This is a genomic window from Gordonia sp. CPCC 205333, assembly GCF_048537885.1.
Lineage (GTDB): Bacteria > Actinomycetota > Actinomycetes > Mycobacteriales > Mycobacteriaceae > Gordonia.
Map to the genome: position 1 here is coordinate 324892 of NZ_JBCLVI010000004.1, position 23104 is coordinate 347995.

At 61.8% G+C, this 23104-nt stretch carries 23 protein-coding genes and 1 tRNA gene; 14 read left to right on the forward strand and 10 right to left on the reverse strand.

Going from position 1 to position 23104, the window contains the following annotated elements; all coding sequences use genetic code 11:
- The first annotated feature begins 17 nt into the window (after window positions 1-17).
- Window positions 18-91: transfer RNA gene (locus AAFP29_RS16025), tRNA-Leu, on the forward strand.
- A gap of 980 nt (window positions 92-1071) precedes the next feature.
- Here the strand turns inward: AAFP29_RS16025 and AAFP29_RS16030 are convergent.
- Window positions 1072-2310, reverse strand: a complete 1239-nt coding sequence (locus AAFP29_RS16030) for an acyltransferase (protein ID WP_419218390.1) — start codon at window positions 2308-2310, stop codon at window positions 1072-1074.
- A 218-nt stretch (window positions 2311-2528) separates the two neighbouring features.
- Between AAFP29_RS16030 and AAFP29_RS16035 the strand changes: the two genes are divergently transcribed.
- A complete protein-coding gene (locus tag AAFP29_RS16035) occupies window positions 2529-3107 on the forward strand; it encodes a beta-class carbonic anhydrase (protein WP_419218391.1) in 579 nt (192 codons plus the stop codon).
- Here AAFP29_RS16035 and AAFP29_RS16040 read toward each other — a convergent pair.
- Window positions 3104-4303, reverse strand: coding sequence for a PQQ-dependent sugar dehydrogenase (locus AAFP29_RS16040; protein ID WP_419218752.1), 1200 nt, complete (start codon window positions 4301-4303; stop codon window positions 3104-3106). The genes AAFP29_RS16035 and AAFP29_RS16040 overlap by 4 nt on opposite strands.
- A 349-nt stretch (window positions 4304-4652) precedes the next feature.
- Here AAFP29_RS16040 and AAFP29_RS16045 point away from each other — a divergent pair, with 349 nt between their 5' ends.
- On the forward strand, window positions 4653-5279 hold the full coding sequence (locus AAFP29_RS16045) for a hypothetical protein (RefSeq protein WP_419218392.1): 627 nt from the start codon (window positions 4653-4655) through the stop codon (window positions 5277-5279).
- A 3-nt stretch (window positions 5280-5282) separates the two neighbouring features.
- On the opposite strand, the gene AAFP29_RS16050 is transcribed toward AAFP29_RS16045, so the two are convergent.
- The 3 genes from AAFP29_RS16050 to AAFP29_RS16060 all read right to left on the reverse strand — a co-directional run bounded on the left by AAFP29_RS16050 (window position 5283) and on the right by AAFP29_RS16060 (window position 7354).
- On the reverse strand, window positions 5283-5999 hold the full coding sequence (locus tag AAFP29_RS16050; protein WP_419218393.1) for a DsbA family oxidoreductase: 717 nt from the start codon (window positions 5997-5999) through the stop codon (window positions 5283-5285).
- Window positions 6000-6085: 86 nt separating this feature from the next.
- Entirely contained in the window at window positions 6086-6595 is a 510-nt protein-coding gene (locus tag AAFP29_RS16055; RefSeq protein ID WP_419218394.1) for a mycothiol transferase, read from the reverse strand.
- A gap of 138 nt (window positions 6596-6733) precedes the next feature.
- Entirely contained in the window at window positions 6734-7354 is a 621-nt protein-coding gene (locus AAFP29_RS16060) for a TetR/AcrR family transcriptional regulator (protein WP_419218395.1), read from the reverse strand.
- Between the two features lie 74 nt (window positions 7355-7428).
- Here AAFP29_RS16060 and AAFP29_RS16065 point away from each other — a divergent pair, with 74 nt between their 5' ends.
- The 4 genes from AAFP29_RS16065 (at window position 7429) to AAFP29_RS16080 (ending at window position 12159) form a co-directional block, all read left to right on the forward strand.
- The gene (locus tag AAFP29_RS16065; protein WP_419218396.1) at window positions 7429-9174 is read left to right on the forward strand and encodes an acyl-CoA dehydrogenase; all 1746 of its coding nucleotides are present in this window, start codon (window positions 7429-7431) and stop codon (window positions 9172-9174) included.
- A 33-nt stretch (window positions 9175-9207) separates the two neighbouring features.
- Window positions 9208-9969, forward strand: coding sequence for an SDR family NAD(P)-dependent oxidoreductase (locus tag AAFP29_RS16070; RefSeq protein ID WP_419218397.1), 762 nt, complete (start codon window positions 9208-9210; stop codon window positions 9967-9969).
- 158 nt (window positions 9970-10127) lie between these two features.
- A complete protein-coding gene (locus tag AAFP29_RS16075; RefSeq protein ID WP_419218398.1) occupies window positions 10128-11669 on the forward strand; it encodes a phospholipase C in 1542 nt (513 codons plus the stop codon).
- 19 nt (window positions 11670-11688) lie between these two features.
- Entirely contained in the window at window positions 11689-12159 is a 471-nt protein-coding gene (locus AAFP29_RS16080; RefSeq protein ID WP_419218399.1) for an SRPBCC family protein, read from the forward strand.
- On the opposite strand, the gene AAFP29_RS16085 is transcribed toward AAFP29_RS16080, so the two are convergent.
- Window positions 12156-12542, reverse strand: a complete 387-nt coding sequence (locus tag AAFP29_RS16085) for a hypothetical protein (RefSeq protein ID WP_419218400.1) — start codon at window positions 12540-12542, stop codon at window positions 12156-12158. The two genes, AAFP29_RS16080 and AAFP29_RS16085, sit on opposite strands and share 4 nt — an antisense overlap.
- Before the next feature lie 113 nt (window positions 12543-12655).
- Here AAFP29_RS16085 and AAFP29_RS16090 point away from each other — a divergent pair, with 113 nt between their 5' ends.
- From AAFP29_RS16090 to AAFP29_RS16100, 3 genes are read left to right on the forward strand one after another with little or no spacing between them, the layout of a single operon-like run.
- Window positions 12656-13627, forward strand: a complete 972-nt coding sequence (locus AAFP29_RS16090) for a pirin family protein (RefSeq protein ID WP_419218401.1) — start codon at window positions 12656-12658, stop codon at window positions 13625-13627.
- A complete protein-coding gene (locus tag AAFP29_RS16095; protein WP_419218402.1) occupies window positions 13627-14121 on the forward strand; it encodes a MarR family winged helix-turn-helix transcriptional regulator in 495 nt (164 codons plus the stop codon). Before AAFP29_RS16090 ends, AAFP29_RS16095 begins: the two co-directional genes overlap by 1 nt.
- Window positions 14111-14842, forward strand: a complete 732-nt coding sequence (locus AAFP29_RS16100; protein WP_419218403.1) for a pirin family protein — start codon at window positions 14111-14113, stop codon at window positions 14840-14842. Before AAFP29_RS16095 ends, AAFP29_RS16100 begins: the two co-directional genes overlap by 11 nt.
- Window positions 14843-15034: 192 nt before the next feature.
- Here the strand turns inward: AAFP29_RS16100 and AAFP29_RS16105 are convergent, their stop codons facing one another.
- From AAFP29_RS16105 to AAFP29_RS16120, 4 genes are all read right to left on the reverse strand, one after another.
- Window positions 15035-15961, reverse strand: a complete 927-nt coding sequence (locus tag AAFP29_RS16105) for an LLM class F420-dependent oxidoreductase (protein ID WP_419218404.1) — start codon at window positions 15959-15961, stop codon at window positions 15035-15037.
- A gap of 45 nt (window positions 15962-16006) precedes the next feature.
- Complete coding sequence (locus AAFP29_RS16110) at window positions 16007-16918, reverse strand: cation diffusion facilitator family transporter (RefSeq protein ID WP_419218753.1); 912 nt, start codon at window positions 16916-16918, stop codon at window positions 16007-16009.
- A gap of 116 nt (window positions 16919-17034) precedes the next feature.
- Window positions 17035-17694: an MspA family porin gene (locus AAFP29_RS16115; protein WP_419218405.1), complete on the reverse strand. Its 660-nt coding sequence runs from the start codon at window positions 17692-17694 to the stop codon at window positions 17035-17037.
- Between the two features lie 36 nt (window positions 17695-17730).
- Window positions 17731-18411: an MspA family porin gene (locus AAFP29_RS16120; RefSeq protein WP_419218406.1), complete on the reverse strand. Its 681-nt coding sequence runs from the start codon at window positions 18409-18411 to the stop codon at window positions 17731-17733.
- 466 nt (window positions 18412-18877) lie between these two features.
- Between AAFP29_RS16120 and AAFP29_RS16125 the strand changes: the two genes are divergently transcribed.
- The 4 genes from AAFP29_RS16125 to AAFP29_RS16140 are packed head-to-tail and all read left to right on the forward strand — an operon-like array spanning window position 18878 to window position 23006.
- On the forward strand, window positions 18878-20308 hold the full coding sequence (locus AAFP29_RS16125; RefSeq protein WP_419218754.1) for an LLM class flavin-dependent oxidoreductase: 1431 nt from the start codon (window positions 18878-18880) through the stop codon (window positions 20306-20308).
- Window positions 20305-21315: a methionine ABC transporter ATP-binding protein gene (locus AAFP29_RS16130; RefSeq protein ID WP_419218407.1), complete on the forward strand. Its 1011-nt coding sequence runs from the start codon at window positions 20305-20307 to the stop codon at window positions 21313-21315. Before AAFP29_RS16125 ends, AAFP29_RS16130 begins: the two co-directional genes overlap by 4 nt.
- The gene (locus tag AAFP29_RS16135; RefSeq protein WP_419218408.1) at window positions 21312-22037 is read left to right on the forward strand and encodes a methionine ABC transporter permease; all 726 of its coding nucleotides are present in this window, start codon (window positions 21312-21314) and stop codon (window positions 22035-22037) included. Before AAFP29_RS16130 ends, AAFP29_RS16135 begins: the two co-directional genes overlap by 4 nt.
- 51 nt (window positions 22038-22088) lie before the next feature.
- A complete protein-coding gene (locus AAFP29_RS16140) occupies window positions 22089-23006 on the forward strand; it encodes a MetQ/NlpA family ABC transporter substrate-binding protein (protein ID WP_419218409.1) in 918 nt (305 codons plus the stop codon).
- The last annotated feature ends 98 nt before the right edge of the window (window positions 23007-23104 follow it).

Sequence of the window (23104 nt, forward strand, 5' to 3'; positions counted from 1 at the left end):
GCTATCGTTACCCGCAAGCCCCTATAGCCCAATTGGCAGAGGCAGCGGACTTAAAATCCGCCCAGTGTCGGTTCGAGTCCGACTGGGGGCACAGGTGAGCGCAGGTTGACGCTCTATTGCTCGCACTCATGCCGCGCGGCGCCTCGACAGTCACATACTAAGAAACAACCCGTTGTCTGCTCACGGCTGCACCGACGCTGTGACCGCAGTCAATCAGCGGTTTGGCCGCACTACTGCACACGGAGTTGTCAAAACTGATCGCGTCTGCCGAACACGACTCGGAAAAACGATCCGGTACGGCGGCGCCCCGACGCAGCACGCACTCTTGACTAAACTAACTATAAAGTATAGGTTCGCAAAGGTGCGCTGAGCCGAGTCGAGACGCAAGGGTGCCAAATGAGGAGCAGGCGGGGCTACATCGGTATCGCGAAGGCGATGCTGCACCTAGGCGTGTTCGGAGCGGGCAACGCACATATGACGGTTCAGAAATGATGGAACACCAGGTTGCCACTTCATTGCTGACGGAAGTCTCCCAGTCGGCTCAGCGAACAAGATCACGCAAAGCTGTCTGGCTTCTATCGCTGGCACTGATCGTATGCGGCGGAGTACTGACTATTCACCAAGTTGTACTACTACAGCTAATCGTGGTTGGCGGCACTCTCTGCGCCTACTGGATCTACGCACTGTCATGTTGGCGCTCAGATCGAAAAGGTTGAGTGGGGAGCGGACTCAAGATCCGCGCAGTGCCGATTCATATCCGAAACCCGCACCCCTACCAACCCCAACGACGTCGACCTGTTGCCCGGGCCGGGCGCTCAGCTGATTCAATTCCCCTACCGCACAATCGGATTCGGCTCACCGGGTCCCGATACACCGGCGAACTCGCAAGCTCGCACGACGGCACTCGACCAGCGACTAGTCGCTAGCCAAGCCACCGCCGGTCGAGCGCCCGACTAGTCGCTAGCCAAGCCACCGCCGGTCGAGTGCCCGACTAGTCGCTAGCCAAGCCACCGCCGGTCGAGTGCCCGACGAGGCGCCAGCCGAGGCGGGTGTATCGAGACCACGCAACCCCTACGACGGCCGAATCAATCCCGCATAGTGCGGAATTCGTACCCTTCCCGGAATCCTTTTGCGCGCCACCAAGATCTGGCTCAGCGATGTGCGCAAGAGTAGATCGACCATCAGTAGCGACCCGGCAAGTACCACGACCACTAGGATGATCGCGCGCGTCGCGCCCGACTGAGGAAACCAGGAGAACAACCCGGTGAGGAAGCCTGCCCGCCCCAGGACGTCGATGACCAGTGGATGTACCGCGAAGACACCGAATGCGCGCGGAGTCGCGTACGCGACGACTCGTCCGACCACGCCGTTACCAGTGCCGCGGTGGTTATTCCAGGTCATCGCCACCAGCCAGAGCATCGCGAAACCCCCTACTAGCCAAGGTAATAGCGTCAAGTTCCACGGTGTCGTCGTCGAACCTGGCACATAGCCCGGCGACGTAGCCGTCACATAGGCGGCCACCGTGATCGCCGTGCCGACCGCTGCCGCCAGAACGACGCCGATCACGTGATCATCCAACCACCGCTGCACCGTGTCCAGGTGCTGGGCACCGACGGCACCAATCACGATGAACAACGCGTACATCGGCAACGTCTTCCATGCGTGCTCGTAGACGATGTCCCAGACCGCACCTGTCGGGCGCGGGAGGTATTGATAGATCACGAACATCAGCAGCTGGACCGCGGCGCCACCAATCAGCAACTGCCACGGGCAATTCCGATACCGGCGCAGCAGCCACGTGACCACGGGGAAGACCAAGTAGATCTGCATCGAAATCAGCAAGAAGTACAACTGGTACTTGCCGTCACCGGTGAGTAAATGCGCGCCAAGCGTACGGAAGTACTCACCGGGACCGGTGAACGGATTGCCTTCGATAATGACGTGGTCGGTAATCGAATAGATCACCGTCCATGCCAGGTATGGCCACGCCACGAGCCCAAACCGCTTACGCCAGAACATGATCGGCAACATCTGCGTCTTCTGCGTGCTGAGCACCAGAACGAATAGCGTCACCGCCACAAACCCGTACCGAGTCAGATGGCACAGGGTTCCGACCAGCCCGGCCGGTTGGGCGGTCTCGGGTGTAATGATGCCGTTGACGCAATGTGCGACGACGACCCAGGTGAAAAGCACTACTCGGACGAAGTCCGCCGTATGCGCACGAGTTCGAGGCTGCCGAGTCTGAGGCCGAATGTGTCCGACCGCGTCGTCTTCAATTGTGCCCAGTTCCACCGTGCTGTTGCGCAACATTACCCACTTGTTCCGTATTAGATGCTTACCTCGGCGAAGTGTACGTATCCTTCCTGTGCGTTCGCTGGACGCCGCCCCTGCAGCACTCGCATAAGTGAACGATTGCGCTCCCGGTGGGTGAAAACATAGGTGCCAGAACGACGAAACCCTAGGTTGATGCCGACACATGCGTATATGCGAATGCGCCGGTCGCCTCACCCAACCGAAGGATCCGCCTCATGTCTGTTCTTCCCGAAGTTCTCGCCAGCAACGACGCTTACGTCGCCTCCTTCGGTGATAAAGGATCGCTGGCGCTGCCGCCCGCCCGCGCCTTCGCGATCCTCACCTGTATGGACGCCCGACTCGACCCTGCTAAGTACGCCGGACTGTCTGAGGGCGACGCGCACGTCATTCGCAATGCCGGCGGGCGCGCCAGCGATGACGCGATCCGTTCGCTTGTCATCTCCTACAAGCTGCTCGGCACCAAAGAGTGGTTCGTCATTCACCACAGCAATTGCGGCATGGAGTTCTTCACCGACGAGGTGATCCGGGGCCTACTGGCAAGCAGCCTCGATACCGCCGAACTGCGTGAGGACGGCTTCCACGACGTCGGCGCGGGACCCGGCTCACCGGAGGCCGACTACGTGGACTGGCTGACCATCCGCGATCAAGCCGACAGCGTTACGGCCGACGTCGCGCGGATCAAAGCGCACCCGCTGGTCCCAGCACGGATTCCGGTCTATGGATACATCTATGACGTAGTCTCGGGCAAGCTCATCGAGGTCCCCACGGCAACCGAGGCGGGTAAGGCGGCCTAACCCGCGAACCGAACGCGGAGGATCTTGTCGTCGCTGCCGTTGTCGGTGCTGATCAACAGTGAACCGTCCCGGTCGATGGCCAGGCCACGGAGCCGTCCGTACTGGTCCTGCAGAGCTTCACTGGTCCGCACCACACGACTGCCATCCGCGGACAGTTTGACGAAGACCAGGCGCTTGCCCTTCTGCGCGGAGATGACCGCGGCACCGCCCCAGTCTCCCCAACCCGACGTCGGCAGGAATCGGAGTCCGGGTGTCGCCAACGTCGGCGAGCCCGATCGCCACACGGCGCCAATCGCGCCGGGCACCCGGGCCGGGTCGGTCATCGGCACCGATTCGTCGTAGATGAAAGGCGCGCGGTCCGGTCGATAACCGTAGTTGCCACCTGAACGCAGCAGGTTCAGTTCGTCGTCGACGGAAGTACCTTGCTCGATCGCGTACACCCGGCCCGATGGAGCGATCGCGACATTTTGCACGTTGCGATGGCCAAGAGTGTAGATCGGGCTGCCTGCGAATGGATTGCCGCGAGCGGGTGTTCCATTGGCGTTGATATGAAGGACCTTGCCGCCCAGAGCTTTTCGATCCTGCGGCATCGATCGCACCGCATTGTCACCGGTGCCGATCCACAACGTGCCGTCGGAGGCCGCGGTTATGCCGCAGCCCGCGTGTCGACCACCTGAGTTGACCGGGATACCGGAGAGAACCGTCCGCTCGCGGACCATGCGATTCCAGTCCGCGCTGACGAGCCAGGAGACCACATTGATGACCTGCCCCGTATTAGGCAGCGGCACAGGCAGATTGGCCAGATCCGGCGGCACCGATGATCCGTTGCCGCCGCCGGTCTTCTCGGCCTGGCAGGAGTAGACGCGGCGCGTCGTAGAGAAAGCCGGGTCTATCGCCAACCCCATCAGCCCGGCTTCTTTGGTCGCGAAGACTCGGGACAGATCCGCCGAGACCTGCTTCGCGTCGCCACCCGGCGTGACTGCGACGAAACGACCGGCCCGTTCGCCGGTCAAGATGGTGCCATCGGGCGCGACCACCATATTCCAGGGGACGGAGAGACCAGAGGCGACCGTCGTCACCGACAACGGCGGGCCGGCCGCAGCCGCGGGTCCGGCACCGAGCAGCCCCGATAGGAGCCCGCCCACGAGGACCGTTGTCGCGAAAATGCTGACTGTGCGCTGTGTTCTCGTCGCCATGGTTACCGAACCTAACGCCCAACCACCCTCGATCTTCGCGTTCACCGACTGATCGTGTTCTGGCCGTTACCCAAGGGCCGCAATTCTTTTGGAGCGCGAAATGCCAAGTTCAGTCGTGTGCACGGGATGCCGCACTACGACAGGGAAAATATGGCCCGAATCTGCGGATCCGAGCCCTCCCAGGAGACAGGCCCCTCGGTCGCCACGACGTCGCAGACTCCAGTCGTCACCTCGACCAGCGTCCCATCCACCACCCGAATGACTGGCTAGCGATACGCCTAACGATCGAACAACCTCGACCGACATAGGTTGTGAGCAACTCAAACATTCCCCGACCGTGGAGGTACCCGTGAATCACCGCCGTATTCTCGCCGCCATCGCCTTTACGCCGCTCATCGTGGCCGCAGCCGCGTGCAGCGCCACCGACTCGACGCCGGCGGCACAGTCGCCGCAGCGGACGGTAACCGTCACCGCCCCCGGCGGCGACGATGCCGCAACGAGCGCCGGCCACGCCGAATCGGCTGACGTGCCAACAACACCGAGCGCCCCAACCGCGGGCATCCCCACCAAGCCCAGCCGCGACGATGCGAATGTCGACGCGCGCGCCTTCCAGACCGCGCCGGGCGAATACGGTTTCATCTCGCCGACGGGCAACGTGTGGTGCGCGATCCGCACCAACGCCACCGCGGGCGAACTCCGGTTCGGATGTCAGGCACGCAAATCGGTACCCGGGTCGTCGGGCGTCACCTGCCGCAACGCGGACAATCACGCATACGCGGTTCGCATCGAGGGCGACCGAGTCACTCAGTTCTGCACGTCCCAGGGCATCTTCGCCACCGAGAACGCGCGAACCCTCAAGTATGGCGAAACCATCATGGTGCAAGGCGATTCATGCACATCCACCACAGCAGGCATCACCTGCTACGAAGGCGCGGGGTTCATCATCTCCCGCGACCAGAACAAGATTCTGCCGTAGCGCTTAAACGCCTGGCACCGCACACCCATCGGGTCCGCACGCATCGCTGTCGGCGGACCCGATGAGCTGCACAACTGGCTCACGTTCGGACCACGCCCTCTGGAGCACACTGCTGAAAGTTTCCGGTGGCTGCGCGCCGGATACACCGTATTTCCGATCGAATACGAAGAACGGAACGCCATTGGCGCCCAACGCCGCCGCCTCTGCTTCATCCGCCCGTACCGCATCCGCGTACGCGGTTGGATCGCCGAGAACAGCCCGCACGGCTACCTCGTCGAACCCGGCCGAAACAGCAACGGCGACAAGTCGTTCGGAATCACCGAACAGCGGCGCGGCAGCGGCGAAGTTGGCCACGTACAGGGCGTCGAGCAGAGCTTCCTGACGCCCCTGCTCGTGAGCGAAATGCAGCAGTCGATGCATGTCGAAGGAGCTTCCGTAATCGCGCCCCGACGTTAAGTAGGTGAGCCCGGCGTCCTCGGCTTGGGCTGCGATGCCACGCTCATTGGCCTCCGCTTGCGCTTCACTGATGCCATATTTGGCCGCGATTTTCGCGGCGACCGGCCCACTCGTATCCGATGGCAGGCCCGGATCGAGTTCGAATGACCGGTGAATCACCTCGACGTCATCGCGGTGAGGGAACTCTGCCAGCGCGGCAGAGAACCGAGCCTTGCCGAGATAGCAAAACGGACAGTTGATGTCGGTCCAGACTTCGACCTGCATGTGGGGTGACTCTTTCGTGCGATCTTTCGCACCGCGTCGTCGCGGCACTTCAAGATCAACCACGCCCGACAGCGTGTTGTTCCCCGCTACAGGAGGCCGCGAATATATGCCGCCTGGCCGATATGTTGTGCGTCATCGTCGAGGACGCTGACCAGCCGCACGCCCATCGTGACCGGCGGGTTCCAGTGAGTGTCGACCACGGTATTCAGATCGTCGTCAGTGATCGTCGCCAGGAAATCCTGGGTAGCGGCGTGCGTGGCGTCGTAGTAGTCGACGAGATCGCGCGCTGACGCCCGCACCGCCGACACCTCGTCGATGGTGTGACCGTAGCCGGTGGCCGACTCGTCGAACGGCAAGGCGAACCGTCGAGCGAATCCCCCAGTGCGCCACACCTGTTCACGCGGACTGCCAGCGAGCGGCAGGTTACTCACGTGGTCGTCTTGCACCCGAGTCAGATGCCATACCAACCAGGCGATCGTATTCGCCTGTGGTCCAGGCTGATAGGCGAGCTGGCCGACGTCCAGACCGGTCACCACGGCGTGCACGTTCTCCTGGACCCGACTGAAACCGTCGGCGAGTACATCGGTTGCTCTCATCCTCAAACCTCCCGTAACCACGTTGATCAGCTTGCCGCTCTCATTCGCGGCAGTACGTCAAAATCAAGGCTCTTCCACACCGATGAACGGCACCATAGGTTCCGTCACAACAGCGATCGCGATGATCGAGCACGCTTGTCACCGTAGTCGCGATTCCACCAGGCTCGCAGCGAGATTCGCGTAGACCGCACCAACCACTTCAGGATTGCGGTAGCCGCGTGCGGGAAACCAGCGACACACGTCCACACACAGGGACATGATCGCGAGCACAGCGTCGCCGCCGTCTTTGACACCGAATTCGCCCGCCACAATGCCACCGTCGACCAGGTCCGCGACGAGCGCCGTGGTTTCCTCGCGGATGGCCGCGATCTCGTGGAAATGCTCCCGCGACAGCGAACGCATTTCGTATTGCACCACTCGCGCGAGCCGACTCTCCCGCGCCTGCCATTGCGCGAAAGCCGCGACCACCCCGCGCAACCGCGAAGTCCAGGTAGCTCCCGACAAGGCCCGCGCCTGCGCCTCCGCCGCACGCATCGCGTCGAGCACCAGCCGATGCCCCTCCGACGCGATGGCGAAAAGCAACTCTTCCTTCGATCGGTAGTGCGGGTACATCGCCGTCGCCGACATGCCGAGATGCCCGGTAATCGCGCGGGTCGAGGTACCCGCATAGCCAGCTTCGGCGAATGCCTCAATGGCCGCTTGGCGGATGCGCGCCGCGGCTGCTGACGAGGGCGATCGTTCGCTTGACGTGTTGACCATCACCAGGCATTGTAAGCAAGTGCTCACAAAATTAGCGAGCGCTTAGTAAACTTCGACTCAAAGGATATTCCGCGATGGCCGCCCCCCTGTCTCGCCGCGACATCGATTTCCTGCTCCACGACTGGCTGAACGTCGCCGCACTCACCGAACGCGAGCGCTTCACCGACCATTCCCGCGAAACCTTCGACGGCATCATGGACGTCGCACAGGACATGGCGGTGAAACTCTTCGCACCCCACAATAAGAAGGCCGATCAGAATCAGCCCTACGTCGGCGACGACGGCAAAGTGGTACTGATCAACGACGTCAAACTCGCGCTCGACGAGTTCGCCAAGGCAGGACTCATCTCCTGCGGGTTCGACGAATCACTCGGCGGCATCGCGTTGCCAACCGTCGTCAATCGCGCGGCCATGGCCTGGTTCCAGGCTGCCAATCCGGGCACGTCGTCGTATCCGTTCCTCACCGTCGGAAACGCGAATCTCCTTGCCACACATGGAACTGCGGAACAGATCGACACCTGGGTCCGACCGATGCTCGAAGGCCGCTACTTCGGCACCATGTGCCTATCCGAACCTGACGCGGGGTCGTCACTGGCCGATATCACCACCAAGGCCGAGCCCGCGGCCGACGGCACCTACCGCGTCACCGGCACCAAGATGTGGATCTCCGGCGGCGACCACGAACTAACCGAGAATATCGTTCACCTGGTCTTGGCCAAGGCTCCCGGCGGTGGCCCCGGTGTCAAGGGCATCTCGCTGTTCATCGTGCCGAAGGTCCTCGACGGTGACCGCAACGGCGTCGAACTGGTCGGACTCAACCACAAGATGGGTAACCGCGGCACCACCAACACCCTTCTCGAATTCGACAGTGCGACAGGATATCTGGTCGGCGAAGAACACCGTGGCCTGTCCTACATGTTCCATATGATGAATGAGGCACGCATCGGTGTCGGATTCTTGGCGACATCGATCGGCTACGCCGGATATCTGGCGTCATTGGAATACGCGAAGGTACGCACCCAAGGACGCAACGTGGCGTCGAAGGACCCGTCCGCACCACCGGTCCCCATCATCGAGCACCCCGACGTCAAACGAATGCTGTTGGCACAGAAGGCCTATGTGGAGGGCGCACTGGCACTGGGTCTCTATTGCGCGAAACTCGTCGACGAGGAGAACACCGCGCACAGTGACGCCGCCGCGCGTGCGCACACCCTGCTCGAGGTACTCACACCGATAGCCAAAGCCTGGCCGTCGCAGTGGTGTCTGGAAGCCAACAACCTGGCCATCCAGGTGCACGGTGGGTACGGCTACACAACAGAATTCGACGTCGAGCAGTACTACCGCGACAACCGGCTCAACCCGATTCACGAGGGCACCAACGGGATTCAGGGGCTCGACCTCCTGGGCCGCAAGGTCGTGCAGGGCGGCGGCGCAGGGCTGGTCGTGTTGGCCGAGACAATCGGCGCAACCATTGCCCGCGCGCGCGACGCGGGCGGCGAGGCCGCCGACTATGCCACCAGCCTGGCGGATGCCCTGCGACGCCTGACCGAAACCACCGCCACTCTCTGGAAGGGTCTCGATCCCGCAGTGGCGCTGGCCAATTCGGCTGTGTACCTGGAGGCTGCCGGTCATGTCGTCGTGAGCTGGATCTGGTTGGAGCAGCTACTCGCCGTTGGCGAGTCCGCCGGCAACTTCTACGACGGAAAACGCGCCGCGGCCCGTTACTTCTTCCGCTTCGAGCTGCCTAAGACCGGACCGCAGTTCGACCTTCTGACGGCTCTGGACCGCACTACCCTGGACACCGATCCCGCCTGGCTATAAGAGACAAGACATTTCGAAATCAAGGAGATATGAATGTCAGTACTGGACCTGTTCTCGGTAGAGGACAAAGTCGTCGTGGTAACCGGCGCGTCGTCGGGGCTGGGAGTGGCCTTCGCTACCGGTTTCGCTGAAGCGGGTGCCGATGTGGTGCTCGCGGCCCGCCGCGAGGATCGTCTTGCGCAAACCGCCGCCGCGATCGAACCGACTGGGCGCGCATCGCTGTCGGTCGTCACCGACGTCACCGATCCCGCGCAATGTCAGGCCGTCATCGACGCAGCGATGGAGCGCTTCGGTCGAGTCGATGTCGTCGTCAACAATGCCGGCATCGGCACCGCGGTTCCGGCTACCCGCGAGACCCCCGATCAGTTTCGCAGTGTCATCGACCTCAACTTGAACGGCTCGTACTGGATCGCCCAGGCCGCCGGGCGGGTGATGCAACCGGGCAGCTCGATCATCAACATTTCGTCCATCCTTGGCATCACCACTGCGGGACTGCCGCAGGCCGCCTACGCGGCCAGCAAGGCAGGAATCATCGGTCTTACCCGCGACCTCGCTCAGCAGTGGACCGGCCGAAAAGGTATCCGCGTCAACGCGATCGCTCCCGGCTTCTTCAAGTCTGAGATGACGGACAACTACAACGACGGCTACCTCGACAGCCAGGCTCCCCGCATGCTCGCGGGGCGGACCGGCGATCCGGCCGAACTCGCCGCCACCGCGATCTGGCTGGCCAGCGCGGCCAGTGGATATGTCACCGGCCAAACGATCGCCGTCGACGGCGGTATCACCATCACCTAGTCACCAACCGGCGGAACCCCAATCGTCTTGGCTCGCCGGGGGAACCTCCCCCGGCGAGTCGGCATTCTCCAGAGTTTCGAAAAAGACAGTGGGCGCGTTCGAATCACGCATCACCGGCATTCGAGCGCGGTGCGCGTGACACCGTGGTATCAACAGATGTGTCGTCTAGCCCCTTCGCAGGTCTGTCTCGTCGTGAATTCTTCGCCAAAGTTGCGGCCGTCGGCGGTACCGCCTATCTCGCGTCATGGGCCGATCCAATTATTTCGCGCGCATACGCCGCGGACCCAATGGGCACCGGATCCCTCAATGACATCGAACATTTCGTCTTCTTCATGCAGGAGAACCGATCCTTCGATCACTACTTCGGCACGCTCTCGGGCGTACGCGGATTCGACGACGAGTCCGCGGCGTGGAAGCAGAAGGGCTGGGCGCCGAGGATCGGTCCGACTCGAACGGGCCACACTGTCCCGTTCCGACTAGACACCACCCGTGGCCCCTCGCTCGACGGTGAGTGCATCAACGACCCCGACCATTCGTGGGGCGGCATGCACAAAGCCTGGAATGGCGGCAAGAACAACGGCTGGCTGCCGATGTCGATCGACTCCGTCGGGCCGGGCAACGCACCGGCTCTGATGGGGTACTACACGCGGCAAGATATCCCGGTCCACTATGACCTCGCCGACGCCTTCACGATTTGCGATAACTACCACTGCTCGGTGATCGGGCCAACCGACCCCAATCGGCTCTACTGGATGAGCGCCAGCATCGATCCGGACGGTTCGCACGGCGGCCCCCTACTCGAAACACCAACGCTCATACCGAAATTCGTCTACTCCTGGCGCACGATGCCGGAAAATCTACGCGACGCCGGAGTGAGCTGGAAGATCTACAACAACCGTGACGTCGGGCCGCTGTCGTCGGTGTTGCTCGACGGCATGATGGGCTGCTTCAAGCAAGCACAGAATCCAAACTCTGAGTTGCACCGCCGCGGCATCGACCCCACCTATCCCAACGACTTCCGAAGTGACGTCAAGAACAACCGACTCCCCAAAGTGTCCTGGGTGATTCCATCACTCCTCGAATGTGAGCACCCTGCCCTGCCCGCGGCTCTCGGTGCCGTCGGACTGGTCCAGGTTCTCGACATCCTGACGTCCAACCCAGCGGTGTGGGAGAAGACCGCACTCATCGTGAGCTACGACGAAAACGGTGGCTTCTTCGATCACGTCACGCCACCGACCGCGCCGAAAGGAACCCCGGGCGAATACGTCACGGTGCCCAATATCGGCAAGGTGTCATCGTCGGAAGGTATTCGCGGACCCATCGGACTGGGCTATCGCGTTCCGGGACTTGTGATTTCGCCTTACAGTCGAGGAGGGCTGGTCGATTCGACGATCTTCGACCACACCTCACAACTACGGCTGATCGAGAAGCGGTTCGGTGTCGAGGTACCCAACCTGACCAAGTGGCGACGGTCGGTGACCGGCGATATGAGCACTGCATTCGATTTCGCCAAGAAACCCAATTCACGTCGCCCCCACCTGCACGACACCAAGCCCAAAGTCGACGCGGCCATCGCGCAGTGCGGACCGAATGTCGCGGCCGGTTATGTGAATAAGGGCGCTCCATATCCGGTGCCGCCCAACAGAATGCCAAAACAAGAACCCGGAAGTCGCCGCCGACCCAGCGGTGCCGTCAACTAATCTGACCTAGGTTGAACAAATGCCACGCTCCATCGTGCTTGCCCGCTCGACAATACTGCCCCGCCCGCCGGCCGAAGTGTTCACGCCGACGCTGGTTCTTCCTCTCCCAGCCCTGTTCTCAACCTGGTTCGGCCCCATCCCACCGATCCGAGAAGTACTCGATCAGACCGACGACTGGCAGCACGCGGGACAGACGCGCACCATCAAACTGTCCGGGGGCGGTCAGATGACCGAGCGATTGACCGAAGTGAATGAACCGGCGAGGTTCCGCTATCAGCTCAGTGATGTCAAAGGAGCGATGGCCCCGCTCGCGTCGTCGATCGACGGCGAGTGGCGGTTCGAGTCGTCGAATGCCGGCACAACCGTCACCTGGCAGTGGGAGATTCACGCGAAAAGCGTTGTGTCCGGATGGATTCTGCCGGCATTCGGCAAACTCTGGAACGGCTACGCCGATCGCGCACTCAAGCGGCTGGGGTCGTTGGTCGCCTAACGTTTGCCTACGATTCCGAACCGCGAAGCGATCTGCCGACCGGCGGATTCAATCACGCCGATCGGCGACAACGCGACTTCGACAATCACCACCAGCTTTTCGGCTCGCTCGACAATCGCCTCCATACGCCCCAGGATTACATTGAGGCGCTGCGCCATTCCGTCGACACGATCCATCGTCGTCGACAATCGGGTCAGCGACTCGTCGAAGGTTCCCAGCGTCGTATCCAAGGCGCCCATCGTTGAGTCCATGCCGCCGAGGACCTCGCCCATATCGACCAGGATGGTTTGTACCTGCTCGACCGTCATGTCGGCATTCATCGCGGCCTGCGCCAGTTTGCGTAGCCGCTGACGCTCTGGTGGACGCGCGCCTGTCTCTGCCATGAGGCCGATTATCGCCGACCGGTGACTCCGGCACGGGAATAACTCGAAGATGAGCCTGGTTGGACCCACTATAAGTTGCTCAAATCTGAGTGACTTGGCCCGAAGGAGACACTATGCCCGCCGTCACCGCCGACACACTCACCCTGCCGCGCGTCACCACCGCAATCGACGCCGCCGAGCGTCCGGTCAAATCGGTAACCCGGGGCCCACGCGGATACGAAGGTGAAGGTTTCCCCGTTTTACGGGCCTTCGCCGGAGCGAGCGCCACCGATCTCGATCCCTTCGTTCACATGGACCAGATGGGCGAGGTCGAATACGAACCCGGCGAACCTAAGGGAACGTCATGGCACCCACACCGGGGCTTCGAAACCGTCACCTACATGATCGACGGACGGTTCCAGCACCAAGACTCGACCGGTGGTGGCGGCATCATCGAAAATGGTGCGACGCAATGGATGACGGCCGGTGCCGGCATTCTGCACATCGAAACGCCACCCGCGGAACTGGTCGAGTCGGGCGGCACATTCCACGGGATCCAGCTGTGGGTCAACTTGCCAGCTTCGGACAAGTTCCTCGCGCCCAAGTACCAGAACCTCGAAGCGAGCCAGACCACCCTAATAGCGTCGGCCGATGGCGGCGCGCTGGTGCGCGTCATCGCCGGTGATATCGGCGGGCATGGCGGACCGGGCGCGACGCATACCCCAATCACGTTCGCACATGCGACAATCGCGGCTGACGCAACGCTATCAGTGCCGTGGCGCGCCGACTTCAACGCGCTGGCCTACGTCCTGTCCGGACACGGCACCGTTGGAGTCGAGGGTCGTCCGATCAGTCAGGGAAACCTTGTCGTCTTCGGCAAAGGTGACGCATTGACCGTCTCGGCAGATGCGACGCAAGATTCCAACAGTCCGGCCCTGGAAGTTCTTCTGTTGGGCGGCAAGCCTATTCGGGAGCCCGTAGTCCAATACGGGCCGTTCGTGATGAACACCAAACAGCAACTCATCGAGGCAATCGAAGACTTCAATGCCGGACGCCTGGGCGTCATACCGGCAGACGCGCTGATGCCACACACCTCGAGCAACTGATGGTCACCCAAAACACATCCACTCACTCGACGCTGCCAATCGATGAAGTCACCGACCCGCGGTGGGCCGCATGGCAACCATTCATCGAGACCAGTGTGCATTTGCAAACTCTGCTGGACGAGGAGTTGCGCGCGACGTCGAATATGAGCCTCGCCGATTACCACGTCTTGCTCTTGCTGGCCAAGGCGTCGGATCAGCGGCTTCGCATGAATGAGTTGGCGCGGTCGATGGTGTTCTCCTCATCGCGCCTGTCGTACCAGATCGATTCCCTGGCCAAGAAGGGATGGGTAGCTCGCGAAGCTGTGCCTACCGACCGACGGGGCAGTTTCGCGTGCCTTCGCCCGGCTGGGGGCGGTGCGCTCGCCGAAGCGGGCAAGATCCACCTGCGCTCGGTGAAACGCCTCTTCGTCGATGCTCTCGACGAAGAAGACGGTGCGTCGTTAGCTGTTGCACTGCGACGGATCGCAACCGCATTGGAGAAACATGACTACTGAAATCATTAGGTCCGATGACCGCCACCAGTGGAATAACGAGTGGCTCGATTCGCGTCAATCCTTTCCTGCCACCGGCAATTTCGACCTGTACAAGAATGCTCACGGCATATTGATGGTGCATAACGACGACACCGTCCTCGCCGGTGAAGGACTGGACCGTCACCAGCACCGTAACGCCGAAATCCTTACTTGGGTCCTCAATGGCTCGGTGGTCCATCGTGATTCACGGGACGCCGAAGGCGAGATCACGCGCGGTGTCATCCAGCGCATGACCGCTGGCCGCGGAATCGCTCACTCCGAGCGCAACGGATCGTCACGCAAGGACAATATTGAGCTGCGTGTGATCCAGATGTGGGTCGCGCCCGACACCGACGATCTCGATCCTGACTACGAAGAGCGCGATCTTACTGCCGAGCTCGCCAGCGGAGAATTGTTCGTCGCGGCGTCGGGTATGGCACGGGATCGCACGACGTCGGCGGTGCGAATCGCCAATCGCTTTGCCGCACTGCATATCGCGGCCCTTCCGGCGAAGATGTCGGCAACGCTTCCGGCGGCGCCGTTCGGTCATCTCTATGTCGCGCGGGGAGCGATCACCTTCGACGGACAGACATTGACCGAAGGCGATGCGGCCCGATTCGCCGACGTCGGATCCGTCGAGGTCACCGCAGTCGAAGACAGCGAGATCCTGTACTGGGAGATGCACGCGGGTTTCGTTGTGTAGTTGTAGGACAGTTTCTTACGACTCACCGGGGTCTCGATACACCTCGTCGCTAGCGCTCCTCGGCACTCGACCAGCGGTGGGGTCTCGGCCCACCGGCTGGTCGAGTGCCCGGCGAGGCGCTAGCCGAGACGGGTGTACCGAGACCACCCACACTTGCCGATCATGCTGTACCACAGCAGATTTTGGAGGACTTCACACCTGCGGCGCGACCTCCGCGGCCACCAACTCCAGATGGTCCAGGTCACCGAGATCCAGCGTCTGCAAATAGATTCGACTGATCCCCAGGGCGCGGTATTGCTCGATCTTCGCGACCACTTCGGCCGGCGATCCGGCAGCGCCGTTAGCACGCAACTCCTCGACGTCGCGGCCGATACTCGCAGCGCGAGAGGCCAATTCAGCATCGGTGCGTCCGGCGCATAACACCAGGGCGGCCGACAGCACGAGCTCGTCCGGGTCACGTTCGGCTGCGGCACACGCCTGGCGAACCCGGTCGATCTGCGTCGCCGCATCCTCGATCGAGACGAACGCGACATTGAACTCGTCGGCGTACGCCGCGGCCAGTGCCGGAGTCCGTTTGCGTCCCATGCCACCAATGATGATCGGCGGCCGCGGGCTCTGCACCGGCTTCGGCAGAGCCGGTGAGTCGGCCAATTGATAGTGGGCGCCCGCGTAATCGAATGTCTCACCGACGGGTGTGCTCCACAGGCCGGTAATCACAGCGAGACTTTCCTCGAGTCGGTCGAAGCGCTCCCCCAAAGCCGGGAACGGAATGCCGTAGGCTTTGTGCTCGGCGTCGAACCAACCGGCACCGATACCCAATTCAATTCTCCCACCGCTCATCTGGTCGGCCTGCGCCACCGCGATGGCCAACGCGCCGGGAAATCTGAACGTCGCCGACGTGACCAGCGTGCCGAGCCGAATCCGGGACGTCTCCCGGCCCAACGCGGCGAGCGTCAGCCACGCATCAGTCGGACCGGGTGCGCCGTCGACGTTCATCGCCAGGTAGTGATCTGATCGGAAGAACCCGTCGAAGCCAAGCTCTTCGGTGGCTTTCGCCACGCGGAGCAGATCGTCGTAGGTCGCACCCTGCTGCGGTTCGGTGAAGATTCTCAGGTCCACGTCCACCGACCCTACCCAACTTTCGTCACCGAGGGCGCACGTCGATCACAAAGTCAGGCTGTCTTCGTCCTCGGTCGACAGTGTGAGCACCGCTTCGACGATGGCGTCGTGATTCTCCACCTGTGCCTCCAGATTTCGCAGGCGGCGCGCGACGTCGTGTTCGGGCGCATCGCCAACGAGGTCCACCGCGGCGACCAAGTAGTACTGGGCAGGTCCGACGAACTCGGCATGTAGATAGGTGACTCGCTGAACTTCGTTGTGCGCCAATAGATGTTCGAGCATCAACGAGCGGGCCTGCGGCTGCGCCGCCTGCCCCAGCAGAAACTCGCCGTTGCGTTTGATCAACACGATGGCGATGACACCCAGCAGCAACCCGACCCCGATGGACCCCAGCGCGTCCCATACCGCGGAGCCGGTGATTTGGTGCAGCGCCATCCCCAACGCGGCGATCAGCAAACCGATCAGAGCCGCGGCGTCTTCGGCGAAGACGGCACGCAGGGTCGCCTTCGACGTGCGCAGGACATAGCGCACCGGGTGTAGCGACCACCGTGCCGCGTCTCTTCTCGCCTGACGGGCCGATTGGAGAAACGAAATACCTTCCAGCACAAAGGCAATGCTGAGCACGATGTACCCGACGAGATATTCCGACTCGGCTTCGGGTTCGCTCAGCGCGGAGATTCCATGCATTACCGAGACCACCGCGCCGACGGTGAACAGTCCAAACGCGGCGAACATCGACCAGATGTAGGTTTCGCGGCCATAACCGAACGGATGGCGCCCGTCGCGCCCTCGTGCCCCTCGGCGCTCAGCGATCAGCAGGAATATCTCGTTGCCGGCGTCCGCCCACGAGTGCGCCGCTTCGGCCACCATCGACGCCGAGCCGGTGACCGTCGCCGCAACTGTCTTAGCCAGGGCCACAAGGATATTCACGGTGAACGCGATGACGACGGTAAGCATCGAATCGCCGCCGGCGGAATCCTCGCGCTCAGTCACCTACCCATGGTCGCACAACACGAACGCGGTGTGCCTCCAGACTTGGAGACACACCGCGCGCGATCGGCTGGGGAGAGGGGTCAGCCGAGACTGAAGGGACGACCGTAGAAGGTCAGGATCTGGCGGGCGTTATCGGTGTCGACCGACACGTTGGCAATCGAACGCGCCTGTGCGTAACCGCCGCAGCCATTGACCATAATGGTCTGGTTGGTGTAGCTCAACCGGCCATGATCGGTCTTCTTGTAGTTGATCTTCGTGCTGTGGCTGTCGTTGCCGAAGTCATCAGCGGTTTCCCGGTCGAAGACCCAGTAGTTCACGGCCTGACCCGGTCCGACGGTGATGGACTCACCGGCGCCGACCGATGCGGTGGGGGTGCCACTCGACGGCACCGAACCCGAGCCGTTGCCGCTATTGGTCAGGCTGTTGAGGTTGACCTGGCACCCGACGATATATCCCGCCTGCACCTTGATGGAGTTGACCTTCTTGGAGGTCTTGACGTTGTACACGGCCGATACCCAGGCGTTGCGGTGCAACGGAGTACCACCCAGCGACGGGTTGATGTTGGCGCGCTCATTACTGCGCGACAAAGTCACCTTGGTGCCGTCACCGAGCGTCTGGGTCCCGGTCTGCGCAGGCAGCACGACTTTGACGTCGGCGCTGGCAACAGCAGGCGTGCTAATCGCCACCGCCGCGGCAGACAGCCCGGCCACGGCCAGAGCAACAGAACTGATCTTCTTCATGGAGATTCCTTGTCTCAAATTCTTGTCTGGGGGCGGTCAGCCGATGGAGAAGGGCTTGCCGTAGAGGTTGACCTTCTGGTGGTTCTCACCCGAGGTCTCGACGGTCACGAAGGATCGGGCCTGGGCGTAGCCCGCGCAGTTCTGAATCTGCAGCTGGGTGTTCTTCCAGCTGAAGTAGTAGGTGCCCTTCTTCTTGATGTTCTTGTAGTCGAGTTGGGCGAACACAACCTGACCGGGCGAGATGGGGAGGCTGATGCTGCCGGTGCCACTCGGCGTACCGGTCTGGTTGATGCTTCCGCTGATGCCGGCGCTCAAGTTGCCGATCTGCACCTGGCAACCAACGATGTAACCGACCGACAGTGTCGCGGCAGAGCCGTCATTGAAGGTTCCGTTGGTGCCCGGCGACGCTGATTCACCAAGCGGACCGTTATTCGGCTGCGTTTCGGTCGACTTCAAATTGGGCGCCTTGAGAACGACGTTGCCGGTGACCCACGCGGTGCGGCCGAGGCCGTTGCCCGACAGCGATGGTGAGATTCGGGCCGACTCTCCGTTGCGTATCAATTGCAGTCCGTCTCCAGCCTGCGATCCGCTCGGCAAGCGGACGAATGCGTCGGCATGCGCCGGGGCAACGCCGGTTACGGCGATGCCGACGGCGGCCGCGCCCGCCAGAACGCCCGCGAACGCGCCGCGTCGAACGGACGATTTGTTCGTGCTCATGAATTCCCTCCAGGGCTGTTTGTCTCGTTGCCGTCTGCGACGACATCGCGGCGAACGATACTGGAGGATTTCCAAACGAAAGGGAAACGCAATATGGACGTAACCCGTGGATCAGCGACACATTCAACAAACACCCAGGTAAAAGGTCTCGAGAAGATATCGGTCAATAATTCAATCGGGGTGAACTAATGTCCGACTTCTTACATTGCAACTCATTCAAACAACCATCTTTAGCCTAAGTCAAGAAAAATGCGCCCATTCGCATTTGACAGCTCGCGGCCACGAAATGTTGCCCATGTCACATCACTTTATACTTGCGCGCCGCCACATCAAAGTCTGCTTTCGCAGCGTGCGATTCTCATCTCTGGATGCTGACGGCGTCGCGGATGCCTGTCAGGGACAACAGATTCCGCCCAGCATGGGCACAAAGGTGGTCTGCCCGGCCCGGCGCCCCGACGATGGTCGAATGTCTCGACATATCCGATTCAACGCGTTCGACATGAACTGTGTCGCCCATCAGTCTCCTGGTTTGTGGCGCCATCCCGCGGACCGATCCTGGGATTACAACACTCTTGACTACTGGGTGGATTTGGCTAAATTGCTCGAATCCGGACATTTCGACGGCTTGTTCATCGCCGACGTTCTCGGTACCTACGACGTATACGCCGGAAATGACGAGGCCGCTATTCGCGAAGGCGCTCAGATACCGGTCAATGATCCCCTCTTGCTTGTCTCGGCAATGGCATATGCCACCGAACATCTCGGCTTCGGCATCACCACCGGAACCGGCTTTGAACATCCCTATCCGTTCGCCCGACGCCTGTCCACCCTGGACCATCTGACCAGAGGACGCATCGGCTGGAATGTGGTCACCGGATACTTGCCAGCAGCCGCGCGCAATATGGGCGACGATTCGCATTTGGCTCACGACAGCCGCTACGACCACGCCGACGAGTACCTCACCGTGCTCTACAAGCTGTGGGAGGGTTCGTGGGAACGCGACGCCGTACGCCGCGACCGCGCTGCGGGAGTCTTCGCCGATCCGGCCAAAGTTCATCACATCGGGCATAGCGGAGAACATTTCCGGGTGCCCGGCATCCACCTGTCCGAGCCGTCGCCGCAAGGCTCGCCGGTGATCTACCAGGCAGGCGCCTCACCGCGAGGCCGACGTTTCGCTGCCGAGAACGCTGAAGCGATCTTCGTCGCCGCTCCCACCAAAACTATTCTGCGCGAAGTTGTTTCGCGAACGAGAGAAGAGCTTGCCGCAGTGGGGCGAGATCCATATGACGCCAAGATCTACACACTGATCACCATCATCACCGATGAAACAACCGAAGCCGCACTGGCCAAGGCCCAGGAATACCGGCGCTACGCCAGTGAACAGGGCGCGCTCGTATTCATGTCCGGCTGGATGGGTATCGACCTGGCGGCCTACGACCTCGACGATCCGATCGGCTCCGTCGAATCGAATGCCATCCAGTCGGCGGTCGCGGCGTTCGCGCAGGCCGACGAGTCCGGGAAACCCTGGCGGGTAGCAGATATCGCCGAGTGGGGCGGTATCGGCGGAATGGGGCCGGTATTCATCGGCTCTGGTGAGGATATCGCGACGACGTTGCAAGACTGGGTCGCCGACACCGACGTTGATGGGTTCAACATCGCCTACGCGGTCACGCCCGGCTCATTCGAGGATATTGTGCGTCACGTCGTGCCTGCCTTGCAAAAGCGCGATGCCTACCCGACCGGCTACACACCGGGTACGTTGCGGCACAAGCTATTTGGCCAGGGCGACCTTCTGCCGGCCACCCACCGTGGCGCCAGTTTCCGGGTCGGCGGTTCGGGATCGACCATCGATGACTCCATCCGCCATACCTTTGCCGACAGTGGCTCGCACCGATGACCATCACCATTCGGAATCTGACCAAGACATTCGGCGAAAAGGACACGGCGTCAACTGTTCTCGACGACGTCTCATTCAGTGTCGAGTCGGGCGAGATTTTCGCAGTCGTCGGGCCATCCGGCGCTGGAAAATCCACTCTGGCCCGCTGTATCAATCTACTTGAGCAGCCGACCTCCGGTGAGGTAATCGTCAACGGCGACAGCCTGACTCAACTGACTTCGGACGGTCTCCGGCAGGCCCGGCGGCGTATCGGCACCGTCTTTCAGTCCTCGAGTTTGCTGTCCCGGCGCACCGCGGCAGCGAATGTGGCTCTGCCGCTTGAGTATCTGGGCGCCACCAAGGCCGCGACCAAAGCTCGCGTCGCCGAACTACTCGAGCGCGTCGGATTGGGCGACAAGGCCGACCTCTATCCGCATCAATTGTCCGGCGGACAACGTCAACGGGTCGGCATCGCACGGGCATTGGCGCTGAAACCGTCTGTTCTGTTGAGCGACGAGGCAACCTCCGGGCTCGATCACGCGGCGACCGATAGTTACCTCTCGCTCCTCGCCGAACTGCGAACCGAACTCGACCTCGCGGTGGTCTTCATTACCCACGAAATGGAAACGATTGTGAAGATCGCCGATCGCGTCGGGCGGCTCGACCATGGCACGCTGATCGAGCAAGGTGACCTCGTCGATATTGCCCTGGACGCGCAGTCTGCCCTTGGTGCGCAACTCCGTTCGCCCGGGCGGGCCACCGTAGCCGCACAGAACACCGTTGCAGTCTCGGTGACCTACGCGTCGCCGGTCGTGCCTGCTGACTGGATCAGCCGTCTGTCGGCCGAATTGTCAACTCCGATCGCGATTCTCGGTGCCAATGTGAAATCCGTGAACGGAGTTGCCGTCGGGGATATTACCGTCGGCGTCGCGGCCGACCGCGCGGCCGACTTCGCGAGATCGGCGAAATCCCTTGGGTTAGAACCACAGTCGGAACCATCGACCACACTGACAAAGGTATCCGCATGAGCATCCCGACACCCGTCGCCGCACCGGAGATTCTCGCGGTGTCGGTGCCCGTCAACGAGATACCCGACCTCCTGATACCAGCCTTCTTCGACACGGTGATCATGGTCGGCATCGTGATGGCGTTGGTACTGGTTGTCGGACTTCCGCTCGGCGCTCTTGTTCACAACTTGGCTCCCGGCGGACTCTTCGAGAACCGCACCTTGCACACTCCGCTGTCTTGGGTGATCAGTATCGGACGTTCGCTGCCATTCTTGGTGCTGATGACCGCCATAATCCCGTTCACCAGGCTGTTGACCGGCACCAATATCGGCATCGCCGCGGCGGTAGTCCCAATGTCCATCGCCGGCATCGCGTTCTTTACGCGAATCGTCGAGAACTCGTTGCGGTCAGTACCGACCGAGGTGATCGATGTCGCGAAGGCATCGGGCGGTTCGCCCTATCAAGTCATCACCGCAGCCCAGATTCCCGAGGCGTTGCCGAATATCATCGGCGGACTCACCATTAACACCATCGCGATGATCGAGTACTCGACGATCGCAGGCACCATCGGTGCCGGCGGACTCGGCTACATCGCCGTCACCTACGGCTATCAGCGCTTCGATCACGGAGTGATGATCGCGACGATCATCGCGCTCGTGATTACCGTCGCGGCGATTCAGGTCGCGGGCGATGCGCTGGTCCGCCGACTCACCCCGCAGCGTCCGGCTTTCGCGCGACGCTGAGCCAATCACCCGCCCGCCACCTCTGTCATTTCAACATCAAGGAGCACCGTCATGTCCACCACAACTGATTCCGACCGGGATACCGGTGATTCGGCACCGGCAAGCGGCATCGAACTGAAGTCCAGGCGCCGATGGCCCATCATCGCCGGGATCGCCGTCGTCGCCATCGTCGTAGCCGCACTGATCGGATGGCGAATATCTGGTTCAGATAGCCAGTCCCCCAACGAGATTGCCGGATCGACGCTCACCATTGTGACCGCCGAGGGTAACGCGGCCGAGCAGGCTCTGGTCAATTTCATCGCCAAAGATGTAGCACCTCGACACGGAATCAAGATCGCGTTCAAGGGCCTTGCCGATTCGACGACGCTCAACCGCGCGGTTAGCGATGGCGAAGTCGCCGGCACCGTGTATCAGCACAAACTGTGGCTATCGCAGGTCCTCGCCGCGAATCCAGACTTCAAAGAGGTCGCGGCGACCCCCGTGTTCCGCTGGGGCTTCGGCATCTGGTCGGACAAGTACCAGAGTGTCGCCCAACTCCCCACTGGCGCAACCGTTTCGCTCTACTCCGATCCGGCAAACGAAGCTCAGGGGCTGTGGCTTCTCGAGCGCGCCGGTCTAATCACACTCAAACCCGGCGTCGATCGATGGAAAGCCACCCAGGACGATATCGCCAGCAATCCCCGCAACCTGAAGTTCCGGCTGCTCGACTTCGCCGCGCAGTCGCGGGCACTACCCGACCTCGACGCAGCCGTCGGATACACCGAGTACTACCTCGCCGCCAACATCGACATCGCCAAGCAGATCTTCGCGCCGCCGGCACCCGACGAGTTCGCCGGTCAACTGACAATCGGCACGAAGTGGCAGGACACCGACAATATTCGCAAACTCGTTGCGGCATTCAAGGATCCGGCGGTCCAAAACTTCCTGCGGACTGATCCATCGGTGCGGAACATCCTGCTACCGCTCTAGGTCCCTGGTTCGCCTGCGGCGCGCGGCTAGGCTGACAGGCGTGACTCAATCAGGTTCTGGCCGGCACCGCGCGCCAGCCGACCCAGCCGAGCAGTCCG

Bases quoted from the DNA above. Each gene is read 5' to 3' on its own strand.
- AAFP29_RS16110 (WP_419218753.1), bottom strand. From the start codon at position 16,918: ATGCTTACCGTCGTCATCGCGTTCACCGTGAATATCCTTGTGGCCCTG.
- AAFP29_RS16080 (WP_419218399.1), top strand. From the start codon at position 11,689: ATGCCACGCTCCATCGTGCTTGCCCGCTCGACAATACTGCCCCGCCCG.
- AAFP29_RS16090 (WP_419218401.1), top strand. From the start codon at position 12,656: ATGCCCGCCGTCACCGCCGACACACTCACCCTGCCGCGCGTCACCACC.
- AAFP29_RS16065 (WP_419218396.1), top strand. From the start codon at position 7,429: ATGGCCGCCCCCCTGTCTCGCCGCGACATCGATTTCCTGCTCCACGAC.
- AAFP29_RS16035 (WP_419218391.1), top strand. From the start codon at position 2,529: ATGTCTGTTCTTCCCGAAGTTCTCGCCAGCAACGACGCTTACGTCGCC.
- AAFP29_RS16100 (WP_419218403.1), top strand. From the start codon at position 14,111: ATGACTACTGAAATCATTAGGTCCGATGACCGCCACCAGTGGAATAAC.
- AAFP29_RS16135 (WP_419218408.1), top strand. From the start codon at position 21,312: ATGAGCATCCCGACACCCGTCGCCGCACCGGAGATTCTCGCGGTGTCG.
- AAFP29_RS16095 (WP_419218402.1), top strand. From the start codon at position 13,627: ATGGTCACCCAAAACACATCCACTCACTCGACGCTGCCAATCGATGAA.
- AAFP29_RS16030 (WP_419218390.1), bottom strand. From the start codon at position 2,310: ATGTTGCGCAACAGCACGGTGGAACTGGGCACAATTGAAGACGACGCG.
- AAFP29_RS16130 (WP_419218407.1), top strand. From the start codon at position 20,305: ATGACCATCACCATTCGGAATCTGACCAAGACATTCGGCGAAAAGGAC.
- AAFP29_RS16125 (WP_419218754.1), top strand. From the start codon at position 18,878: ATGTCTCGACATATCCGATTCAACGCGTTCGACATGAACTGTGTCGCC.
- AAFP29_RS16115 (WP_419218405.1), bottom strand. From the start codon at position 17,694: ATGAAGAAGATCAGTTCTGTTGCTCTGGCCGTGGCCGGGCTGTCTGCC.
- AAFP29_RS16055 (WP_419218394.1), bottom strand. From the start codon at position 6,595: ATGAGAGCAACCGATGTACTCGCCGACGGTTTCAGTCGGGTCCAGGAG.
- AAFP29_RS16040 (WP_419218752.1), bottom strand. From the start codon at position 4,303: ATGGCGACGAGAACACAGCGCACAGTCAGCATTTTCGCGACAACGGTC.
- AAFP29_RS16120 (WP_419218406.1), bottom strand. From the start codon at position 18,411: ATGAGCACGAACAAATCGTCCGTTCGACGCGGCGCGTTCGCGGGCGTT.
- AAFP29_RS16060 (WP_419218395.1), bottom strand. From the start codon at position 7,354: ATGGTCAACACGTCAAGCGAACGATCGCCCTCGTCAGCAGCCGCGGCG.
- AAFP29_RS16140 (WP_419218409.1), top strand. From the start codon at position 22,089: ATGTCCACCACAACTGATTCCGACCGGGATACCGGTGATTCGGCACCG.
- AAFP29_RS16070 (WP_419218397.1), top strand. From the start codon at position 9,208: ATGTCAGTACTGGACCTGTTCTCGGTAGAGGACAAAGTCGTCGTGGTA.
- AAFP29_RS16085 (WP_419218400.1), bottom strand. From the start codon at position 12,542: ATGGCAGAGACAGGCGCGCGTCCACCAGAGCGTCAGCGGCTACGCAAA.
- AAFP29_RS16050 (WP_419218393.1), bottom strand. From the start codon at position 5,999: ATGCAGGTCGAAGTCTGGACCGACATCAACTGTCCGTTTTGCTATCTC.